General features: G+C 68.5%; 18 protein-coding genes and 1 other RNA gene. 6 read left to right on the top strand and 13 right to left on the bottom strand.

The features are described from left to right. Positions 1-7 precede the first annotated feature (7 nt). The 5 genes from ftsL to pdxR all read right to left on the bottom strand — a co-directional run bounded on the left by ftsL (position 8) and on the right by pdxR (position 4,592). On the bottom strand, positions 8-364 hold the full coding sequence (gene ftsL, locus MNI96_RS13300) for a cell division protein FtsL (RefSeq protein ID WP_249693874.1): 357 nt from the start codon (positions 362-364) through the stop codon (positions 8-10). A 4-nt stretch (positions 365-368) separates the two neighbouring features. Beyond that, positions 369-1,388, bottom strand: coding sequence for a 16S rRNA (cytosine(1402)-N(4))-methyltransferase RsmH (rsmH, locus tag MNI96_RS13295; protein WP_249693873.1), 1,020 nt, complete (start codon positions 1,386-1,388; stop codon positions 369-371). Continuing rightward, positions 1,385-1,846 carry a division/cell wall cluster transcriptional repressor MraZ gene (mraZ, locus tag MNI96_RS13290; RefSeq protein WP_158193210.1) on the bottom strand — a complete coding sequence of 154 codons (462 nt, stop codon included), beginning with the start codon at positions 1,844-1,846 and terminating at the stop codon, positions 1,385-1,387. Before mraZ ends, rsmH begins: the two co-directional genes overlap by 4 nt. 837 nt (positions 1,847-2,683) lie before the next feature. Further along, positions 2,684-3,081, bottom strand: an RNA gene (rnpB, locus tag MNI96_RS13285) — RNase P RNA component class A. A gap of 32 nt (positions 3,082-3,113) precedes the next feature. Next, positions 3,114-4,592 carry a MocR-like pyridoxine biosynthesis transcription factor PdxR gene (pdxR, locus tag MNI96_RS13280; protein ID WP_249693870.1) on the bottom strand — a complete coding sequence of 493 codons (1,479 nt, stop codon included), beginning with the start codon at positions 4,590-4,592 and terminating at the stop codon, positions 3,114-3,116. Between the two features lie 105 nt (positions 4,593-4,697). Here pdxR and MNI96_RS13275 point away from each other — a divergent pair, with 105 nt between their 5' ends. Continuing rightward, positions 4,698-5,456 carry a pyridoxamine 5'-phosphate oxidase family protein gene (locus MNI96_RS13275; RefSeq protein WP_249693868.1) on the top strand — a complete coding sequence of 253 codons (759 nt, stop codon included), beginning with the start codon at positions 4,698-4,700 and terminating at the stop codon, positions 5,454-5,456. On the opposite strand, the gene MNI96_RS13270 is transcribed toward MNI96_RS13275, so the two are convergent. The 6 genes from MNI96_RS13270 to MNI96_RS13245 all read right to left on the bottom strand — a co-directional run bounded on the left by MNI96_RS13270 (position 5,431) and on the right by MNI96_RS13245 (position 10,611). Next, positions 5,431-5,928 (bottom strand): lytic transglycosylase domain-containing protein, encoded by a 498-nt coding sequence (locus MNI96_RS13270; protein WP_502960340.1) that lies wholly within the window; start codon positions 5,926-5,928, stop codon positions 5,431-5,433. The two genes, MNI96_RS13275 and MNI96_RS13270, sit on opposite strands and share 26 nt — an antisense overlap. A 240-nt stretch (positions 5,929-6,168) precedes the next feature. Then, complete coding sequence (locus MNI96_RS13265) at positions 6,169-6,924, bottom strand: N-acetylmuramoyl-L-alanine amidase (RefSeq protein WP_249693864.1); 756 nt, start codon at positions 6,922-6,924, stop codon at positions 6,169-6,171. Positions 6,925-6,946: 22 nt separating this feature from the next. Next, positions 6,947-7,573 carry a LysE family translocator gene (locus MNI96_RS13260; protein WP_249693862.1) on the bottom strand — a complete coding sequence of 209 codons (627 nt, stop codon included), beginning with the start codon at positions 7,571-7,573 and terminating at the stop codon, positions 6,947-6,949. 33 nt (positions 7,574-7,606) lie between these two features. Continuing rightward, a complete protein-coding gene (locus tag MNI96_RS13255; RefSeq protein WP_249693860.1) occupies positions 7,607-8,305 on the bottom strand; it encodes a J domain-containing protein in 699 nt (232 codons plus the stop codon). 15 nt (positions 8,306-8,320) lie between these two features. Further along, positions 8,321-9,022, bottom strand: a complete 702-nt coding sequence (locus MNI96_RS13250) for an SDR family oxidoreductase (RefSeq protein WP_249693858.1) — start codon at positions 9,020-9,022, stop codon at positions 8,321-8,323. A 182-nt stretch (positions 9,023-9,204) separates the two neighbouring features. Then, positions 9,205-10,611, bottom strand: a complete 1,407-nt coding sequence (locus tag MNI96_RS13245; RefSeq protein WP_249693856.1) for a class II fumarate hydratase — start codon at positions 10,609-10,611, stop codon at positions 9,205-9,207. 186 nt (positions 10,612-10,797) lie between these two features. Between MNI96_RS13245 and MNI96_RS13240 the strand changes: the two genes are divergently transcribed. Next, positions 10,798-13,047 (top strand): putative bifunctional diguanylate cyclase/phosphodiesterase, encoded by a 2,250-nt coding sequence (locus tag MNI96_RS13240; protein ID WP_249693854.1) that lies wholly within the window; start codon positions 10,798-10,800, stop codon positions 13,045-13,047. A gap of 9 nt (positions 13,048-13,056) precedes the next feature. Here MNI96_RS13240 and MNI96_RS13235 read toward each other — a convergent pair whose 3' ends face one another. Next, the gene (locus MNI96_RS13235; protein ID WP_249693852.1) at positions 13,057-13,599 is read right to left on the bottom strand and encodes a winged helix DNA-binding protein; all 543 of its coding nucleotides are present in this window, start codon (positions 13,597-13,599) and stop codon (positions 13,057-13,059) included. Positions 13,600-13,665: 66 nt separating this feature from the next. Then, positions 13,666-14,385, bottom strand: a complete 720-nt coding sequence (locus MNI96_RS13230) for an aspartate/glutamate racemase family protein (RefSeq protein ID WP_249693850.1) — start codon at positions 14,383-14,385, stop codon at positions 13,666-13,668. 208 nt (positions 14,386-14,593) lie between these two features. On the opposite strand from MNI96_RS13230, the gene MNI96_RS13225 reads away from it, so the two are divergent. The 4 genes from MNI96_RS13225 to MNI96_RS13210 all read left to right on the top strand — a co-directional run bounded on the left by MNI96_RS13225 (position 14,594) and on the right by MNI96_RS13210 (position 19,012). Then, positions 14,594-15,856: an NAD(P)/FAD-dependent oxidoreductase gene (locus MNI96_RS13225; RefSeq protein WP_249693848.1), complete on the top strand. Its 1,263-nt coding sequence runs from the start codon at positions 14,594-14,596 to the stop codon at positions 15,854-15,856. A 98-nt stretch (positions 15,857-15,954) separates the two neighbouring features. Next, the gene (locus MNI96_RS13220) at positions 15,955-16,944 is read left to right on the top strand and encodes a TRAP transporter substrate-binding protein (RefSeq protein WP_249693847.1); all 990 of its coding nucleotides are present in this window, start codon (positions 15,955-15,957) and stop codon (positions 16,942-16,944) included. 220 nt (positions 16,945-17,164) lie between these two features. Continuing rightward, positions 17,165-17,698, top strand: a complete 534-nt coding sequence (locus MNI96_RS13215) for a TRAP transporter small permease (protein ID WP_249693846.1) — start codon at positions 17,165-17,167, stop codon at positions 17,696-17,698. Positions 17,699-17,704: 6 nt separating this feature from the next. Beyond that, positions 17,705-19,012 carry a TRAP transporter large permease gene (locus MNI96_RS13210; protein WP_249693845.1) on the top strand — a complete coding sequence of 436 codons (1,308 nt, stop codon included), beginning with the start codon at positions 17,705-17,707 and terminating at the stop codon, positions 19,010-19,012. Positions 19,013-19,035: the final 23 nt, after the last annotated feature.

The raw sequence follows: 19,035 nt of genomic DNA, 5'->3' as shown, positions 1-19,035 counted from the left end.
TTGCCCCCTATCGAACCGTCGGCGACGCGCCGGCGAAACCGCCGAGCGTCACGTTGCTGTCGATAGGCTCGAGCTGCACCGGTTTGATCGGCACATCCTCGATCCGGGTGATCTGTTCGACCGAGAGCGGCTGCAGCTGGAGGTGGTCGTTGTAGCGGTCGACCAGCCGCTGCAGGCGGCTCGGGTCGTTGAGCAGGCTCCATTCGGCGCGCAGCATCTGCAGCTGCGCCCGCTCGTCCTCGATCTGCCTCTGCAGCGCCGCGACATGCTCGGCCGAGCGTTCCGCATCGTGCTTCATGTCGTAGACGGCAGCGGCGGCGGCCAGGACGCCGATGGCGAGAATGACGTTGGTGTAGCGGCTCATGGGCTTACTCCTCCCCGGCCGGCGCGGCGACCGACGGGGCGCCGAGTTCGCGGGGGTCGACTTCGCGTGCCGGGGCATCGAGACGGCGGGCCGCGCGCAGCTTCGCGGAGCGCGCACGCGGGTTGGCGGCGACCTCTTCCTCGCCCGGGTCCACCGCACCGCGATGGAGGGGTTCGAAGGTCGCCGGCGGCACCTCGATGTCCGGCATGTGACGGGAACCGCCGGCGCGGGTACGGCTGCGCTCGGCGACGAATTTCTTGACGATCCGGTCTTCCAGGCTGTGGAAGGTGACGACGACCAGCCGGCCGCCCGGCTTCAGCGTGCGCTCGGCCGCGGCCAGCGCATCGACCACCTCGTCGAGTTCGCGGTTCACATAGATCCGCAGCGCTTGGAAGGTGCGCGTCGCCGGATGGATCTGCTTGCCCTTGAACGAGCGCCCGACCACCTTCTCGATCACGGCGGCAAGGTCCGCGGTCCGCTCGAACGGCCGCTCCTTGCGCCGCTCGGCGATGGCTCGCGAGACGGCGGACGCGCGCCGCTCCTCGCCCAGAATGCCGATCAGCCGGGTCAGCTCGCGCTGGGGCATGGTGTTGACGACGTCCGCCGCCGACAGCCCGCGCACTTCCATGCGCATGTCCAGCGGCCCGTCGAACCGGAAGGAAAAGCCCCGCTCGGCCTCGTCGAGCTGCATGGAGGAGACGCCGAGATCCAGCACCACCGCATCGACCTGCGGATGGCCGGAGGCCGCCGCATGGGCATCGAGCGCGGAAAACCGGCCCTCGACGAGCATCAAGCGGCCGCCGCTTTTCGCGACCATTGCCTGCCCGCCGGCGATCGCATTGGGATCCCGGTCGATGGCGATCACCTGCGCGCCCGCATCGAGCAGCGCCGAAGTGTAACCGCCGGCACCGAACGTGCCGTCGACGACAGTGGCGCCCGACACGTCGCCGAGCGCCTCCATCACCTCTTTCAGGAGAACCGGAACATGGCGGGGCGCCGCCTCGTCCTTTGCCTGCGCCGTCATTGGCCGCCTCCCGCGCCCGCACGGGGAGAGGACAGCACCGACATGGCGCGCTTCATCGCGTCCGCGCGGTGGGCGCGGAAGCGCTCGGGCTCCCAGATCTGGAACTTGTAGCCCTGGCCGACAAAGGTGACCTGGTCCGTCACTCCCGCGTGTTCGCGGATCATGTCGGAAAGCATCACGCGGCCGTCTCCATCGATCTTCAGGGTTTCGCTGGCGCCGTAGAGCGCCGTGGACAGGGCGTCGTGGTCCGCGGTCAGGGTGTCGAGCCCCTCCAGCCGCTTGGCGATCTCCGCCACGAGCTGGTGACCGCCGGCATCCACCGCCATCTGGTGCAGGGAAGGGAAGCAGTAGAGGCCTTCGAAACCGTCGCGCGTCAGGGCCTGGCGAAAGGAAGCGGGTACGGAAACCCGCCCCTTGGCGTCGAGTCGATTTGTGTAGTGCGACACGAAGCCGGACATCGATTCTCTCGCCCCATCGCCGGATGCGTCGCATCCGGCCACCGCCTAACCCCCGATCCCTGGAAACGCCGATGCGTAACGCAACGCCGACGGCCCGACCGCATGTCGGCCCGCACTGTCGAATTGTGAGCCGCTTGAGCCCCGTTGCAGTCTGTCGAAACGGGATAATCTGGGATAGCATGGGACCTTCTGGGCGTCAACGGAATCCAATGGTTTCTGCCCCCTCCCGGCCGGTGCGGCGAAACACCGGGGATCAGTTATCCACCGTTAAGCTTAATTTTGAGTTGCCGGCCGCTTGCATCCTGCAACGCCGCAGATTCGGGATCTTCCGCGCCGCCCTCGCGGTCTAAGCGCAATGGTTCCAACGACTTGCCCACAGGCGCAGCTTGTCCGTGGCGCCGGTCCCGGCTCGCGGCTTCGGTTCGAGCGGGAAGGACAGCCTGGGAAGCAGGGGCGTGAGGAAAGGCGGACAGCCACTCCGACGCGAAGCTCACTCCTCGGCTGTCGTCCCGGTTTCGGCGCAGCCGAAGACCGGGAACCAGTAACCACGGAAGGTCGCGACCGAAGCCGTTGCGCTGCCGCCGGAAGGCCGGAGGCGGCCGCTCTCGCGCACCCATCCGCTCCGGCGGATACTGGACGCCTGCCTGCGCAGGCGTGACAGCGGTAGAGGTGGCGATACGCGCCCGTTTCATGCCTGCCGAGGGTGCCAATGGATCCCCGGTCGCGCTTCGCGTGCCCGGGAAGACGCCGGCAGAGGCAGGGGCGAAAAAACACCTGCCGAGGGCGCCCTCGCGCCCCGGCTGGCGCCGGGCGGATCATCGAAACAGGAAAGGAAAAAGTGTCAGCCGGCCTGTAAGCCGGGTTCTGTATGGCGCGGCATCGCTGCCGCACGTGACGGCCATTCATCTGGGACGCCCGTTGCCGGGCGCCTCGCGCAACCAACCCGGGCGGCTGGCCTGGAAACGGGCCGGATCCCTTGCGGGACCCGCGCCGCCCCTATTCGGTTTTGCTCCCGGTGGGGTTTACCGTGCCGCTTCCGTTGCCGGTCGCGCGGTGGGCTCTTACCCCACCCTTTCACCCTTACCGCGGCCGCAACCGCGGCGGTTTGCTTTCTGTGGCACTTTCCCTGGGGTCGCCCCCGCCGGGCGTTACCCGGCACCGTTTTTCCGTGGAGCCCGGACTTTCCTCCCCTGCGGCGTTTCCGCACTTGCAGGAGCGGCCGTCCAGCCGGCTGACGCGCGACTGGTATGCGTCGCAGGCCCTTCGGTCAAGCGCGACGCTTCGTCGGGCCGGCCGCCGCCCCCGCCACTGCCCCCGCCACTGCCTCGGCCACTGCCTCGGCACAGGCTTCCGCCTCGCCCTCTTGCGCCCCGGCGAAACCGATGACGAGACCGGACGGGCGACAACCGATGCCGTAGGGCGACAGCGCGGCAACGCTGAAGCCGGCCGCATTGACCTGTGCCGCCACCGCAAGATCGTCGACCGCAGCGGTAAACCTCAGCGCTAGCTGCACGCCGCCGACCGGGTCCGGCACGTCGGCCGCCGCACCGAGCCGCTGGCGCAGGGCGGCGGCCAGCCCCCGCCCCCGCGCCTCGCAGGTCTCCTGCACCCGCCGCAGATGCGCGCGATACCGGCCCGAGGCGATGAAATCGGCGAGCGCTGCCTGCGTCGTCACATTGGCGAGCATGCCCGACACCCGCTGCGCCACCGCCAGCGGACCGGCAAGATGGTCCGGCACCACCATGTAGGCGACCCTCAGGCCCGGCAGCATGCTCTTGGAGAAGGTGCCGAGATAGATCACCTCGCCCTCCGCCCCGAGCCCCTGCATCGCCGCGAGCGGCCGCCCGGAAAACAGGAACTCGCTGTCGTAGTCGTCCTCCAGCACCACGCCGCCGCAGGCGCGCGCCGCATCCAGCACCATCGCGCGGCGCGCCAGCGACATGCGCGTGCCATAGGGATACTGGTGCGAGGGGGTGACATAGATCAGCCGCGGCGGCCGCCGGTCGGCGACGAGGCGCGGGTCCGCTCCCTCCTCGTCGACCGGCATCGGCACGATGTCGAGACCCGCGGCGGTGAAGGCCGCGCGGGCCCCCAGGTAGCCGGGATCCTCCAGCCATGCGGCCTCGCCCGGATCGGCCAGGGCGCTCGCCAGCAGGGTGAGGCTCGCCTGGGTCGACGGGGTGACGAGGATGCGTTCGGGCGTCGCCCGGACGCCGCGTTCGGCCGCCAGATAGGCCGCGAGCTCCCGGCGCAAGTCCGGAAGCCCGCGCGTCTCGCCGTAGCTCAGCACGTCGCCGCGCAGTCGGCGGGCCGCGCGGCGCAGCGTTCGCGCCCATTCGTTGGCCGGGAACCGGTCGAGGCTCGGCGTTCCCGGCTCCAGCTTGCCTCCGCGCCGGCGTTCGGTCGCCGACCAGGGATCGGTGCTCATCGCCCGTCCGCGCGCCGACAGCGCCACCGCCCTTGCCGCGATCGCCGGCGTCTCGCCCTCGCCCCACAGGGCGATGTTTGCGACCCTGGGCGCCGAGCCGCCGCGCACCGTGACGATGCCCTCCGCCACCAGCAGCTCATAGGCCGCGTTCACCGAGTTGCGCGAGATGCCGAGTGCGGCCGCCAGCGACCGGCTGGAGGGCAGCCGCGCGCCCGCGTCCAGCCGGCCCGCACCGATGGCCGCGCGCACGGCGCGATAGACCTGCTCGGGCAGCGGCACAGCCGAGGAACGGTCGATGGAGATGAGGCCGGCAAGCATGACTGGATCCTCACAAATCCCGAAAGCGGATCTTCACTGGAACCAGTTTGATGGCACATTCCTCGCAGCAACGCAAAGGGGACGAAACGTAGGGAACTGCCAGCGATGACCGATGCCGAGACCCGCCAGACCGCCACCCCAGTCTCCGTGCCGGAGACCCGGCGCAGCCGCCGCGCCTCCCTGCCCCGTCATGCCAGGGTGCGGGTCGGCAAGCGCGAGGTGGCTGCCCCCTCCGCCGCGTTCGAAGTGCTGGATCTCGCCCGCATCGCCCATGTCGGCTTTATCGACGAAGGCCGGCCGATGGTCATCCCGATGCTGCACGCCCGCATCGAGCGGACGCTCTACATCCACGGCGCCAAGGCGACGCGCATCGTAAAGGGGATGCAGGACCGCGCGCCGGTATGCCTCACCGTGACGCTGCTGGACGGCATCGTCGTCGCCCGCTCCGCCTTCCACCACTCGATGAACTACCGCTCGGTGGTGGTGCACGGCGCGGCCCGCCATGTCGTCGACGACCGGGAGCGCAAGGCCGCGCTGGTCGCCCTCACCGACCGGCTGCTGCCCGGCCGCTGGGACGAGGTGCGGCCGATGACCGACAAGGAGCTCGCCGCCACCGGAGTGCTCGCCATCGATGTCGAGCACATCACCATGAAGCGGCGCGAGGGACCGCCGGTCGACGACGAGGCGGATTATGCCCTGCCCGTATGGGCCGGCGTCGTCGAGCTCGCCGAGACCGTCACCGCCGTCACGCCCGACGAAAGGCTCGCTCCCGACGTGCCGCGGCCGCGCTCGTTGCGCGCCCTGGAGGCGGCGGGAGCGCCCACCCCCTCACCGGGCCTCAGCCGCGGGCGAGGAGCAGCTTGACCTTGCTGCAATAGCGACGGCTCACCGGGTTCATGCGCTTGGCGAAGTGGCCGGCATTGTAGCGCAGGATCGTACCGCACAGGTCGCCGCCGGCGCGCTTGTGGGCGCCCGCCAGGTACTTCATGCCGTAGGTGATGTTGGTCTTGGGATCGTAGAGCGCCTTGGCGCTGCCGCGGAAGCCGACGCCCCGTGCCGTCTGCGGCTTGATCTGCATCAGGCCGATCTCGCCGGCCCGGCCGCGAGCCCGCGGGTTGTAGTTGCTTTCCACCCGCACGACGGCGTGGGCGAGTTCCACCGGCACGCCGTGCTTGCGTGCTTCCGCAGTGATCATCGCATTGTATTTCTCGGCGCGTGCCCCGGCCTCGAGGATCTTGGGATCGACTGTCGTAGTGGAGACTGTCGCCGTTTGGCATGCCCCTGCGGCAAGTGCCAGGAGGAGCGCACCGATGAGACGCGGCGCCTTGAAGTTGATCATGTGCCCGACCTTCAAACTGTTCGTCGTTGTTGAGAGGCCGGCTGTATGGCGGGACGGTACGACCGAAATCCGGCACGCACGATCACGAAATATTACAAAAACATCGATAAAATATGGCAAAAACGTGCAGAAAACGTCGTAATTGGCGAAAGCAAGGCCATCATCCCGGCAAACATGGCCGGGAGATGGCAGCGATTTGCGGATGTTGCGATGCAGCAATCGGCGCGGGACGCAGCGTCAGCCGAGCTGCGGAACCTTTTGCAAAAGCCGGTGCAGCGTGGCGATGGTCGACATGTCGGCAATGCCGTCGACCCGTTCGCGCCTGTGGTGACGCTGGAAGGCGGCGACCGCCGCCCGCGTCCGCTCGTCGAAGACCCCGGTGATCGGCATCTCGAAGCCGTAGAGCGCCAGCATCGATTGCAGCGCCTCGACAGGCTGCCCGCCGTCGCCCTGCTGGAAGAAGCGCCCGCCAGACACCGGCTCCGGCACGACGTGAAGGCCGACGCCCGCCAGCGCCAGCCTGTCCCAGGGAAACAGCTCGCCCGGGTCCTCCTTGCGCTCCGGCGCCACGTCCGAGTGGCCCAACACGTCCTGGGGCGCGATGCCGTGCCGGGTACAGATGTCGCGGGCCAGTTCGATCACGGACCGCACCTGCGCGTCCGGAAAGGGTCGGTAGCCGTTCTCGTGGCCGGGATTGACGATCTCGATGCCGATGGAGCGCGAGTTGACGTCCCGCTCGCCCTTCCAATAGGAGCGCCCCGCATGCCAGGCGCGCCGGCTCTCCGGCACCAGCTGCAGGATCGTCCCGTCCTCGTCGACCACGTAATGCGCCGACACCTCGGCGCGCGGGTCGCACAGCCGCTGCAGGGCCTCCTCGCCGCTGGTCATGCCGGTATAGTGCAGCAGCAGCAGGCTGACCGGACCAACCCGCTCGTTGTGGTTCGGCGAAGGCCGCAGCCGCGCCGGCAGTCCGGTATCCGTCTTCACGCCCATCGCATGTCTTTCCGTGGTGCTCTCAGCGGTCCTGCAGGGCGAGCCTGACCCCGAGCGCGCAGTAGATGCCGCCGACCACCTTGCCCTGCCACTTCAGGACGACGGGGTTGCGGCGGAGGAAATTGCCGAGCCGGCCCGCGGCCAGCGCGAACACGACGGTGCTGAACAGCCCGATCAGCACGAACAGGACCCCCAGCGCGAGAAGCTGCAGCGCCGCCGATCCGTTCTCCGGTTTCACGAATTGCGGCAGGAACGCCAGGAAGAACAGGGCCGTCTTCGGGTTCAGCACTTCGGCCAGCACCGCCTGGCGAAACGCCGCCCCCGCGCCGATGGCCCGCGTCCCGGCGGACAGGTCGGTGGAAGGCCGCTCGAACAGAGCGCGGATGCCGAGATAGATCAGATAGGCCGCGCCCAGATACTTGATGATCGAGAACAGCATGGCGGACGTTGCGATGATCGCCGAGAGGCCGACCACCGCCATCACGGTGTGCACCAGGTCGCCGGCGGCGATGCCGGCTCCGGTCGAGATGCCGACCCGTGTCCCCGAGGTCGTCGCCCGCGCCACGGTGAGCAGCGTCGCCGGCCCGGGAATGAAGACGAACCCCAGGACGATCGCCACATAGGCCGCAAGCGTCGTCATATCGATCATTGCCGTACCTCCCTCATGGTGGTGTCGTCGCCGTCACAGCCCCCGCTCCGCCGCGATCTTGGCATAGGCGACGTTCAGCGCCGCCAGCCGGTCGTTGGCGATGCGCACGAATTCCTCCGGCACGCCGCGGGCGATCAGCCGGTCCGGATGGGTTTCCGCCACAAGCTTGCGGTAGTGCCGCTTGATCTCCTCGTCCGGCACGCTTCCGGCGACGCCCAGCACCCGGTAAGGGTCCTCCTCGCTGCGCACATGCCGGGCGAGGATCTGGTTGAAGGCCCGCTCGTCCAGCCCGAAGATCTCGGCGATGCGTTCCAGGTAGGCCAGCTCGTATTCGTGCACGATGCCGTCCGCCTTGGCGATGTGGAACAGCGCGTCGAGGATGTCCACGCGGATTTCCGGATCGTCGGGAAACAGCGCCGCCAGCCGCTCCGCATAGGTCTCGTAGCCGGCCACATCCTGCTTGGCCAGGTTGAACAGCCGCGCGACGTTGCGCTCCTCGCCGGCCGGGATGTCGAACACGTCGAGAAAGGCGATCTCCTCGTCGCCGGTCACCACGCCGTCCGCCTTGGCCATCTTGGCCGACAGCGCGATCATGGCGACGGTGAAGACCACCGCACGGTCGCCCCGCCCGTCGCCGGAGGAGACGATGAACTGCACGATGCGGTCGACGATCTGGGCACCGCCCGCGCCGATTGCCGCCGCCACCGCACTGATCGCAGACCAGATGTTCATGTCGCGAATGCCGCCTCAGACAGACCGCGTGATGCCGCCATCGACGCGCAGGTTCTGCCCCGTGATGTAGCCGGCGCCGTCCGACAACAGGAAGGCGACCGTGTCCGCCACTTCCGAAACGGTCCCATAGCGGCCCATCGGGATGCGCGCGCGGCGGTCCTCCTTCTCCGGCAGGCTGTCGATGAAGCCCGGAAGCACGTTGTTCATGCGGATGCCATCGCCCGCATAGCGGTCGCAGTAGAGCTTGGTGAAGGCGGCAAGCCCGGCGCGGAACACGCCCGAGGTCGGGAACGCCGCCTCCGGCTCGAAGGCCGCATAGGTGGAGATGTTGACGATCGCGCCGCTTCCCTGCGCCTGGAACTGCGGCGTCACCAGCCGGCACATCCGCACCACGTTGAGCAGGTAGTAGTCCATGCCCAGGTGCCAGTCCTCGTCGCTGATCGCCAGCACCTCGCCCTTCGGTCCGTGGCCGGCGCTGTTGACCACCGCGTCGATCCGCCCGAAATGCGCCATCGCCGCCTCCACGAATGCGGCAAGGTCCTTCGGCTCCAGGTTGGACCCGGTATGGCCGAGGCCGCCCAGTTCCTGCGCCAGCGCCGCGCCCTTGCCGCTGGACGACAGGATGGCGACGCGCGCGCCCTCGTCCGCCAGCTTGCGCGCGACCGCCGCGCCCATGCCGCTGCCCGCGGCGGTCAGAAGTACGACCCGATCCTTCATGCTGTCCCCGACCTGTTCCCCATGACGCCTGAGGTACGGCATTCGCGAACGAACACCGACTCTTTCCAGCGTTCTAGCCCAGCGTTCTAGCACAGACGACCGGCCTCGCCACACGGGGCTGTCGCAAGCCGCCACGAGATCCGCCCCGGCACGCTGAACGGGCGCCGGAGCAGGAAACGACGTCAGATCTTCGGCATCGGGCCGGTCATCGACGCGGCATCGACGATCCGGTCGAACGTCGCCGCGTCGATATGGCCCAGCGCCAGCGCCGCCTCGCGAAGGGTCGTCCCCTCGTGATGCGCGTGGTGGGCGATCGCCGCCGCCTTGTCGTAGCCGATCTCCGGCGTCAGGGCGGTGACCAGCATGAGCGAACGGTTCACCGTCTCGGCCAGCCGCGCCTCGTCCGCCTCCATGCCCGCCACGGCGAAGCGCGCGAAATGCTCCATGCCGTCCGCCAGCATGCGGCAGCTCTCCACCACATTGGCCCCCAGCATCGGCTTGTAGACGTTCATCTCCAGCAACCCGCCCGCACCGGCGAAACTGCTGGCGACGTCGAGGCCGATCACCTGCACGCTCAGCATCGCCAGCGCCTCGCACTGCGTCGGGTTGACCTTGCCCGGCATGATAGAGGAGCCCGGCTCGTTCTCCGGCAGCCGCAGCTCGGCAAAGCCCGCGCGCGGCCCGCAGGACAGCAGGCGGATGTCGTTGGCGATCTTGTGCAGCGAGACCGCCAGCACCTTCAGCATGGACGAGGCCGCGACCATCGCGTCGTGGGCGCCCATCACCGTGAACTTGTTCGCCGCTGCCTCGAAGGGCAGGCCGCAGCGGCGCGACAGTTCCGCCGCCACCTTGCCGTCGAAGCCCTCCGGCGCGTTCAGTCCGGTGCCGACGGCGGTGCCGCCGATGGCCAGCTTCATCAGCCCCTTCAGCGCGAAGGCCAGCCGCTCGTCGTTGTCGTCCAGCATGCCGACATAGCCGGCGAACTCCTGGCCGAGCGTCATCGGCACCGCGTCCTGCATGTGCGTGCGGCCGATCTTCACCAGGTCCTTCCAGGCATGGGCCTTTTCGGCCAGCGCGTCGCGCAGCACCTTCAGCGCCGGCCGCACCCGGTTGGCGATCATCAGCGCCGCCGCCACGTTGAGCGCCGTCGGCACCACGTCGTTGGAGGACTGCGAGCGGTTGACATGATCGTTGGGATGCACCGGATCCTTGGAGCCGATCCGTCCGCCGGCGAGCTCGATGGCCCGGTTGGCGATCACCTCGTTGACGTTCATGTTGGCCTGGGTGCCCGAGCCGGTCATCCACACATGCAAGGGGAACTCCCCGTCGTGGCGCCGGCCGGTCACCTCCTCGGCAGCCTCGACGATCAGGTCGGCGCGCTTTTGGTCCAGCACGCCGATCTGCGCATTGGCCAGCGCGGCCGCGCGCTTGATCTCGGCCAGCGCATGGATGATCTCCAGCGGGAACGGATCGCGCCCGATGGCGAAGTGGTGGCGCGCACGCTCGGTCTGGGCGCCCCAGTAGCGGTCCGCCGGCACCTCCACCGCTCCCATCGAGTCGGTCTCGGTACGCCTGTCGTCTGCGGTCATGGTCTGCTCCGTCTTATCCGGCGTCACGTCCCGCCGGCAGGCAGGATGCGGACGCATGATTCAATGTCTGGAAACCTTGCGATGTCATGATCCGTCCCCAAGACAGTTTCATGGATGAAGGCGACAGAGGTGCGTCGCCGGGGGCAGGTCAGGTTGCGCAACCTAAAGACGTTGCTGGGCATCTTTGTGGGCATCACGATCGTTGCGGGTTTCGCCGGAACGATCCATGCGGCAAATGTATTCTTTTCCAAGGCAATTTACACCCGCGACGCGCAGGAAACGGCGCGACGGATCGACCGCGACCTGAACCACCATCTTCTGAAGAACGACAAGGTCTCCGACGAGGAGATCGCCGCCTTTGCCGATCAGAGCCTGCGTCGCTCCATCGACGGTGTCGACGGAAGCCGCACCGCTGCAGCGCCCGCGTCGGCCCGCCCGGCCCCCAATCCGACGAAGATCGACCGCGAGGCGTCCATCGCCGAGTTCGTGGAAGAGCTCGACGGCAGCGACCTTGCCAGTACCGTCGCCGTGCTCCGCTTCGCTCCCGGCACGGTGTCTCTGTCGCAGGCCTCCGTACTGCCGCGCGTCGACCGACAGGCGCTCGACCGCCTCGCCCCGCGCATCGACGCCCTGCTGCGCGACCTTGCCGCAGGGACGCCGCGCGCCGTCGACATTCCCTCCACCTTGTTCGGCACGCGATCGGACTCCACCCTGCTTGCCGTGCCGATCCGCAACGGCGACGCGGTCGACGGCGCCATCATCGTCGTCTACGACCAGGCGACGACCGGCCTGTTCCTCACCGAGGTGGTCCATATCGGCATCGGTATCCTGATGGCGATGATCTTCGCTGCCGTCGGCCTTGCCGCCTTGTTCGTGTGGATGCGCTTCCGCGACCGGCTGAAGGCCAGCAAGACGATCCAGTTCCTCGCCCATCACGACGCGCTGACCGGCCTGCCCAACCGCACCGTTTTCTCCACCAAGCTGAACGAGGCGTTGCGGGTCGCCAGCGCCAAAGCCGGCAACATCTCGGTCATGCTGATCGACGTCGACAAGTTCAAGGCCATCAACGACACCTACGGCCACGCTGCGGGCGATCTGTTCCTGCAGGTGATCGCCGACCGGCTGAGCACCGTCTTCGGCAACCATCTGGTCGCCCGCCTGTCCGGCGACGAGTTCGCCGTGCTGATCGCCCGCGACCTCGACCGCAAGGCGGTGACCCGCCTCGCCTCGTCGATGATCGCCGCCACCCGCATCCCTACCCGCATCGACGGCAAGGACATCCCGATCTCGCTGTCCATCGGCGTCGCCCAGGCCTCGGAGGCCGCCTGGCGCGCCTCCCGCCTGCTGCATTGCGCCGACCTTGCGCTCTACCGGGCCAAGCATTCGGGCCGGTCCACCTATGTCTGGTACACGCCGGACATGGACGCGGAGGCGCAGAAGCGCAAGCTGCTGGAGAGCGACCTGCGCAAGGCGCTGGTCCAGGACGAGTTCCGCCTGCTCTACCAGCCGCAATTCTCCCTGCTCGATCTCAAGCTGACCGGCTACGAGGCCCTGCTGCGCTGGGAGCATCCCGAGCGAGGCACCATCTCGCCGACCGTCTTCATTCCCATTGCCGAGGATGCCGGCCTCATCGAGGACATCGGCGCCTGGGTGCTGCTGCACGCCTGCCACGAGGCCGCCCGCTGGCGCGACACCTCGCTCACCGTCGCCGTCAACCTGTCCCCTGCCCAGTTCCGCCCCGGCCGCACGGAGGAGCGCGTCGCCCATGCGCTCGAGACCAGCGGCCTGGCGCCGGAGCGGCTGGAGGTGGAGATCACTGAAGGCCTGCTGATCTCCGACACCGATGCCGTCGTGAAGACGCTGGCGCAGATCCGCCAGATGGGCGTGTCCGTGGCGATGGACGATTTCGGCACCGGCTATTCGAGCCTCAGCTACCTGTCGCGCTTCCCCTTCGACACGATCAAGATCGACCGCTCCTTCGTCGCCACCGTCGGCAAGAACCCGACGACCGACGCGATCATCGCCTCCATCGTCGGCCTGGGGCGTTCGCTCGATGTCACGATCACGGCGGAAGGGGTGGAGGACGAGACCCAGGTCGCGCTGCTGCGCATTGCCGGCTGCGACAAGGTGCAGGGCTTCCTCTTCGGCAAGCCGATGGACCTGTCCGACCAGTCCGCCAGCGATACCGTCGTTCTCGCCCAGCAGGTGCGGCGCGAGCAGTTGCTGCTGGCCGCCGGCGAGCAGGACCTGCCGCAGCTCCCGTTCGATATACCCGAGGCAGCCGACGGCCCACGCCTTGGCGATGCGGATATCGACACCTTCGTCATGGACGCGGGTGCGGACGGCGTCGCCGTGACGGCCGAATCGGAAGCGGATCCGGAAGAAGGCAAAAGCCGGACCGCCGGGGATCAGTCCCGCACGGTCGGCGCGGTCTGAGACCGGCCGTTACATTGCCGCTGCGGCGCGCGCGGCCTGGTCGTAATGGCCGGAGACCGAGCGCAGCGTCGCGGCCAGCCGCGACAGCTCGGTCTCGTCCATGCCGAGCCCCTTTACCGGCCCGACCAGCAGCGCCTCGCGCAGCCGCCGGTACTCCATGCAGATCGCCTCGCCGGCGCGGGTGATCGCCACCGTCTTCTCCTTGCCGCGCTTGCCCGTTTCCACCAGCCCGGCGGCGGCGAGCTTCTTCAGCGCATAAGTGACGGTGTGCGTGTCCTCGATGTTCAGCACCAGGCAGATGTCGGCGAGCGACTTCGGCCGGCCGCGGTGGTTGACCGAGTGCAGCACCAAGGTGTCGAGCGGGCTCATCCCCGGCGCACCGGCCGCCGCCATGCAGCGCACCATCCAGCGGTGATAGGCGTTGACCATCATGGTCACCGCGAACTCGACCTCCGAAAGCGCCGGCATCGCGCCGGAGGCGAGATGGGCGGCCGAGACGACCGGCCCGATGCCGCCGCGCGCAATGTCTTCGGACTGGCTGCTGTCTGTCATGGATGTCCTGCCTGAACTGTTCTGGCCAAAGGCTACGGCGGAGAGCGGTGAAAGGGCAACCATCCTTCAGGCGGAGGGATGGCGTCGCGGCACCAGACCGGAGTGGAACCAGGTCACGAAACTCTCGATCGAATAGACCGGCACCCCGGTCGCAGCGCGAATGTCGGCAGCGTAGGGCACCATGTTGGTGCATTCCAGCACGATGGCCCCGACATCCGGGCTGTGCGCCAGAAGCGCCTGCGCCGCCTCCACGTTGTCGGTCCGCGCCGCCGCAACGTCGAGCGCCTCCTCGTTGTCGAGGATCGCGCGGGTGAACTCGCGCCCGCCTTCCGTACCCATCACCGGCGTGTCGGCGGGACAGCCGGCGGCCGCCAAATGCGCCTGCGTCAGCGAGCCGGCGGAGATCGTCAGGATGCCGGCGCGCTTGCCCGGCGGCAGCAGGCGGTCGACCAGCGGCACCTGCATCAGGGAGGACGCGGCCACCGGCACGCCGAGCGCCGCCTGCAGGTCGCGCTGGAACAGGGAGAGGAAGCCGCAATTGGTGGTGATGCCGTCGACCCCGTCGGCGACGAGTTCCCGCCCGGCCGCGACGAAGGCGTCGAGCAGTCCGCTCGCCCCCTGCCGCACCGCCCGGTCGGGCGTCGCATCGCGCACGATGCGGTAATGCACCGGGAACGGCCAGGTCAGCGCATTGCCCATGTCGCCGGGGATGCGGGGAAAGCGCGCCTCCAGCATCAGGATCCCCACCGCCGCGCCGTAAAGCGCCTTGCCGCCACGCACCGTCATCGCGTTCCTCCCGAAACGGCGTTGCTGCCCCGCCTGCCGAAAACCCTGCGTCAACCTTGGCAAGAACGCCCCCTATCCGGGAACTGTGCACCGGAAGGACTGCAATTCAAGGATCTTGCGCAGTCTATTAAGGACATTTTGTCGATAAATTGTTGACAACAGAACCTGACCCCACGACACTTGTCACAATTGGCCGGGGAGAGGCACTGTGCAGCAGCACGACAGCGGGCGTTTGCGGATTGTGGTGATCGGCGCGGGAATCGTCGGCGTCAGCGCCGCGCTCCGCCTCCTTGCCGACGGTCATCAGGTCACCCTGCTCGACCGCGCCGGTCCCGGCGAGGGCACGTCCCACGGCAATGGCGGCGTGCTCGCCTCCTGCGCCGTCGTGCCGGTCACCGTGCCCGGCCTGCCGGCCAAGGCGCCGCGCATGCTGATGGATCCGGACAGCCCGCTGTTCCTGCGCTGGTCCTACCTGCCGCGCCTGCTGCCCTGGCTTGCGAAATATCTCTCCCATTGCAACGCTGCCGAGACCGAGCGCATCGCCCGCGCGCTTCTGCCCATCGTCGGCAACAGCCTCGACGAGCACCGCGCGCTCGCCGGCGACACGCCGGCCGGGCGCTGGATCGCCCCGTCCGACTATCTCTATGTCTACCGCGACCGCGCCGCCTTCGAGGGCGATGCCTATGGCTGGCGGCTGCGACGCGAGGCCGGCTTCACCTGGGACGAGATGGAAGGCGCCGCGCTCGGGGCCTACGACCCGCTTCTGGGAGAGGCCAACCGCTTCGCCGTCCGCCTTGCCGACCATGGCGTCATCCGCGATCCCGGCCGCTACGTGAAGGATCTCGCCGCCGAGTTCGAGGCGCGCGGCGGCACGCTCCTGCGCGGCGCGCTGCAGGGCTTCGTGACCGAGAACGGCCGGCTGACCGGCCTTGCCACCGACGGCGGGCCGCTCGGCTGCGACCGTGCCGTGCTGGCCACCGGCGTGTGGTCCGGGCCGCTCGCCCGTCAGCTCGGCATTTCCGTGCCGCTGGAGAGCGAGCGCGGCTACCATCTGGAGCTGGAGGCGCCGAGCGCGATGCCGCGCGCGCCCTTCATGTTCGCCTCCGCGAAATTCGTCGCCACGCCGCTGGAGGGGCGCATCCGCCTTGCCGGCGTCGTCGAGTTCGGCGGCCTTGCCGCGGGACCGGCAAAGGCGCCGTTCGAGCTTCTGGAGCGCCAGCTGCGCCGGGCCATGCCCGCGCTGCGCTGGAGCGCCGCACGCCAATGGATGGGTCACCGGCCGGCGCCGGCCGATTCCATCCCCGTGATCGGGCCGTCGCCGGCATGCGGCGACGTCCTGATGGCTTTCGGCCACCATCATATCGGCCTGACCGGCGGTCCCAGGACCGGTCGCCTCGTCGCCGATATGATCGCCGGCCGCAAGCCGAATATCGATCCCGCCCCCTATTCGCCCGCCCGTTTCGCTGTCTAGAGTAAGGCATTGGGCGCTGGGCCGCGGGAACACCGACCAGAGACCAGCACTGCCGCGAGATCCGGAACAATCGGATCCCGGCCGATGGAGGACCGAACATGACTGACCTGCTCAAGAGCACCACCGGCATCGTAACCGCGGCGCTTCTGGCCGCCGCTGCCGCCTCCCCGGCGGTTGCCGCCGAGAAGTGGGACATGCCCCTCGCCTATCCGGCGACCAACTTCCATTCCGAGAATGCGGCCGCCTTCGCCGCCTGCGTCACCGAGGGCACCGGCGGCGAGATCGAGATCGTCACCCATCCGGGCGGCTCGCTGTTCGGCGGCGCCGACATCAAGCGCGCCGTGCAGACCGGCCAGGTGCCGATCGGCGAGCGCCTGCTCTCCGCCCATGCCAACGAAGACCCGATCTTCGGCGTCGACAGCATTCCCTTCCTCGCCACCTCCTTCGACGATTCGGTGAAGCTTTGGGACGCCGCCGAAGGCGCAGTGGAAGAGGCGCTGGACGGCCAGAACCTCGTCCTTCTCTACAGCGTGCCGTGGCCGCCGCAGGGCCTGTACTTCAACAAGGAAGTCAATTCCGGCTCCGACATGAAGGGCATCAAGTTCCGCGCCTACAACGCCGCCACCGCCAAGCTCGCCGAGCTGACCGGCATGCTCCCCGTGCAGATCGAGGCGGCCGAGGTCTCCCAGGCCTTCGCCACCGGCGTCGCCGAATCGATGATCTCCTCCGGCGCCACCGGCTACGACAGCAAGCTGTGGGAGAACGTCTCGCACTTCTACGAGGTCGATGCCTGGCTGCCGCGCAACTCGGTGATGGTCAACAAGGACACCTGGGCCGGCCTCTCCGACGACATGAAGAAGGTTTTCACCGACTGCGCCGCCAAGGCCGAGGCCGACGGCCTGCAGAAGGCCAAGGACTACACCAAGCTGACGCTGGACGGCCTTGCCTCCAACGGCATGAAGGTGCTCAAGCCCAGCGACCAGCTCAAGAGCGACCTGGCCCTGGTCGGCGAGGCCATGACCGACGAGTGGCTGAAGGCTGCCGGCGACAAGGGCAAGGCCATCGTCGACGCCTACAAGGCCAACTGAGCGGCGCGCTCCGCCGCCTCCGTCACCGACGGTCCGGATGCGCGCCCGCTTGAAGGAGCGCGCATCCGGCGACTGCCGCGGCCCGAAGGTCGTGGCAGCACGCCGTCCCTGACAGCCGGGCTCCTGCCCGCGCCGGCCTGTCGACTGCCGGATCGCGTGCTGCGCGGTTCGGCGCGACAGTCGCGCCGTGGCCGGTCCGAAACACACACGGAACACGACCATGATCGCATTCGGGCGCGGACTTCGCCGCCTTCTGGACGGTCTGTATCTGGCCGGCGGCATGATCGCCGCGCTGGCGCTGGTCTCCATCCTCGCCATCATCGTGGCGCAGATGGTTGCCCGCTGGACCGGCCTCATCTTCCCCGGCGCCGCCAGCTATGCCGGCTACGCCATGGCCTCGGCCTCCTTCTTCGCTTTCGCCCACGCGCTCAACCGCGGCGCCCATATCCGGGTCAGCATCCTGCTCAACGCCCTCGGCCGCCATCGCCGCTGGCTCGAGGTCTGGTGCTTCGGCATCGGCGCCGCCCTCGCCTGGTACCTGTCGTACTACGCGATCAAGGCGGTCTACTGGTCGCACAAGCTGCACGACGTCAGCCAGGGCCAGGACGCCACCCCCCTTTGGATCCCCCAGTCGGCCATGGCCGCCGGCGCGGTCCTTCTCGCGATCGCCATGACGGATCACCTGGTCCGCGTTCTCGTCCTCGGCTCGTCGGGCATCGTCTCCGACACGGTCGAACAGAGCCACGGGGAGTAAGCCGCCATGGAAACCTTCGCTCCCATCGTCCTGTTCCTCTTCGTGCTGTTCCTGCTCCTTGGCACCGGCGTGTGGGTGGGCCTTGCCCTGCTCGGCGTCGCCTTCGTCGGCATGGAACTGTTCACCTCGCGCCCGGCGGGCGACGCCATGATCACGGTGATCTGGGCCGCCTCCTCGTCCTGGACGCTGACCGCCCTGCCGCTGTTCATCTGGATGGGCGAGATTCTCTACCGCACGCGCCTGTCGGAGGACATGTTCCGCGGCCTTGCGCCGTGGATGGCCCGTCTGCCCGGCGGCCTGCTGCACACCAATGTCGTCGGCTGCACGGTCTTCGCCGCCGTCTCCGGCTCCTCCGCCGCCACCCTGACGACGGTCGGCAAGATGTCGGTGCCGGAGCTGCGCAAGCGCGACTATCCGGAAAAGATGGTGATCGGCACGCTGGCGGGCGCCGCCACGCTCGGCCTGATGATCCCGCCCTCGCTGACGCTGATCGTCTACGGCGTCACCATCAACGAATCCATCACCAAGCTGTTCATGGCCGGCATCCTGCCCGGCCTGGTGCTGGCCAGCCTGTTCATGGGCTATATCGCGGTCTACGCGAAGGTCTCGAAGGACTACAAGCCGCAGCCCGAGCCGCAGATGAGCTTCCGCAAAAAGCTCGCCAACTCGCGCTTCCTGCTCCCGGTGATCGCACTGATCGTCGTCGTCATCGGCTCGATGTATACCGGCCTTGCCACCGCCACCGAGGCCGCGGCCCTCGGCGTCATCGGCTCGCTGCTGCTTGCCGCCGGCCAGGGCTCGCTCACCTGGAAGACCTTCGGCGAGAGCCTGATGGGCGCCACCCGCACCTCGGCGATGGTCGCGCTGATCCTCGCCGGCGCCGCCTTCCTGTCGCTGTCCATGGGCTTCACCGGCCTGCCGCGCGCGCTCGCCGCCTGGATCGCCGACATGCAGCTCTCGCGGTTCGAGCTGCTGATGGCGCTGCTGGTCTTCTACATCGTCATCGGCTGCTTCCTGGACGGCATCTCCTCCGTGGTGCTGACCATGGCGGTGGTCGAGCCGATGATCCGCGCCGCCGGCATCGACGCCATCTGGTTCGGCATCTTCGTCGTGGTGGTGGTGGAGATGGCGCAGATCACGCCGCCCATCGGCTTCAACCTGTTCGTGCTGCAGGGCATGACACGGCACGAGATGACCTATATCGCCCGCGCCGCCCTGCCGATGTTCGCGCTGATGGTGGTGATGGTGTTCATCCTGATCGCCTTCCCGGAGCTGGCGACCTGGCTGCCCGAGAACATGCGCAACCGGCCGTAAGGTCCGGCTTTGCAAGAGCTTCC

Source organism: Stappia sp. WLB 29 (genome assembly GCF_023507705.1).
Taxonomy (GTDB): domain Bacteria; phylum Pseudomonadota; class Alphaproteobacteria; order Rhizobiales; family Stappiaceae; genus Stappia.
Note: the sequence above shows the minus strand (reverse complement) of the source record. Positions and strands in the feature narration are given on the sequence as shown.

What these genes read in the sequence shown, in the direction of transcription:
- mraZ (WP_158193210.1), bottom strand. Translation starts at nt 1,846, where the DNA reads ATGTCCGGCTTCGTGTCGCACTACACAAATCGACTCGACGCCAAGGGG.
- MNI96_RS13210 (WP_249693845.1), top strand. Translation starts at nt 17,705, where the DNA reads ATGGAAACCTTCGCTCCCATCGTCCTGTTCCTCTTCGTGCTGTTCCTG.
- MNI96_RS13255 (WP_249693860.1), bottom strand. Translation starts at nt 8,305, where the DNA reads ATGAACATCTGGTCTGCGATCAGTGCGGTGGCGGCGGCAATCGGCGCG.
- MNI96_RS13235 (WP_249693852.1), bottom strand. Translation starts at nt 13,599, where the DNA reads ATGACAGACAGCAGCCAGTCCGAAGACATTGCGCGCGGCGGCATCGGG.
- MNI96_RS13215 (WP_249693846.1), top strand. Translation starts at nt 17,165, where the DNA reads ATGATCGCATTCGGGCGCGGACTTCGCCGCCTTCTGGACGGTCTGTAT.
- MNI96_RS13245 (WP_249693856.1), bottom strand. Translation starts at nt 10,611, where the DNA reads ATGACCGCAGACGACAGGCGTACCGAGACCGACTCGATGGGAGCGGTG.
- ftsL (WP_249693874.1), bottom strand. Translation starts at nt 364, where the DNA reads ATGAGCCGCTACACCAACGTCATTCTCGCCATCGGCGTCCTGGCCGCC.
- MNI96_RS13250 (WP_249693858.1), bottom strand. Translation starts at nt 9,022, where the DNA reads ATGAAGGATCGGGTCGTACTTCTGACCGCCGCGGGCAGCGGCATGGGC.
- MNI96_RS13230 (WP_249693850.1), bottom strand. Translation starts at nt 14,385, where the DNA reads ATGACGGTGCGTGGCGGCAAGGCGCTTTACGGCGCGGCGGTGGGGATC.
- pdxR (WP_249693870.1), bottom strand. Translation starts at nt 4,592, where the DNA reads ATGCTTGCCGGCCTCATCTCCATCGACCGTTCCTCGGCTGTGCCGCTG.
- MNI96_RS13265 (WP_249693864.1), bottom strand. Translation starts at nt 6,924, where the DNA reads ATGGGCGTGAAGACGGATACCGGACTGCCGGCGCGGCTGCGGCCTTCG.
- rsmH (WP_249693873.1), bottom strand. Translation starts at nt 1,388, where the DNA reads ATGACGGCGCAGGCAAAGGACGAGGCGGCGCCCCGCCATGTTCCGGTT.
- MNI96_RS13275 (WP_249693868.1), top strand. Translation starts at nt 4,698, where the DNA reads ATGACCGATGCCGAGACCCGCCAGACCGCCACCCCAGTCTCCGTGCCG.
- MNI96_RS13220 (WP_249693847.1), top strand. Translation starts at nt 15,955, where the DNA reads ATGACTGACCTGCTCAAGAGCACCACCGGCATCGTAACCGCGGCGCTT.
- MNI96_RS13260 (WP_249693862.1), bottom strand. Translation starts at nt 7,573, where the DNA reads ATGATCGATATGACGACGCTTGCGGCCTATGTGGCGATCGTCCTGGGG.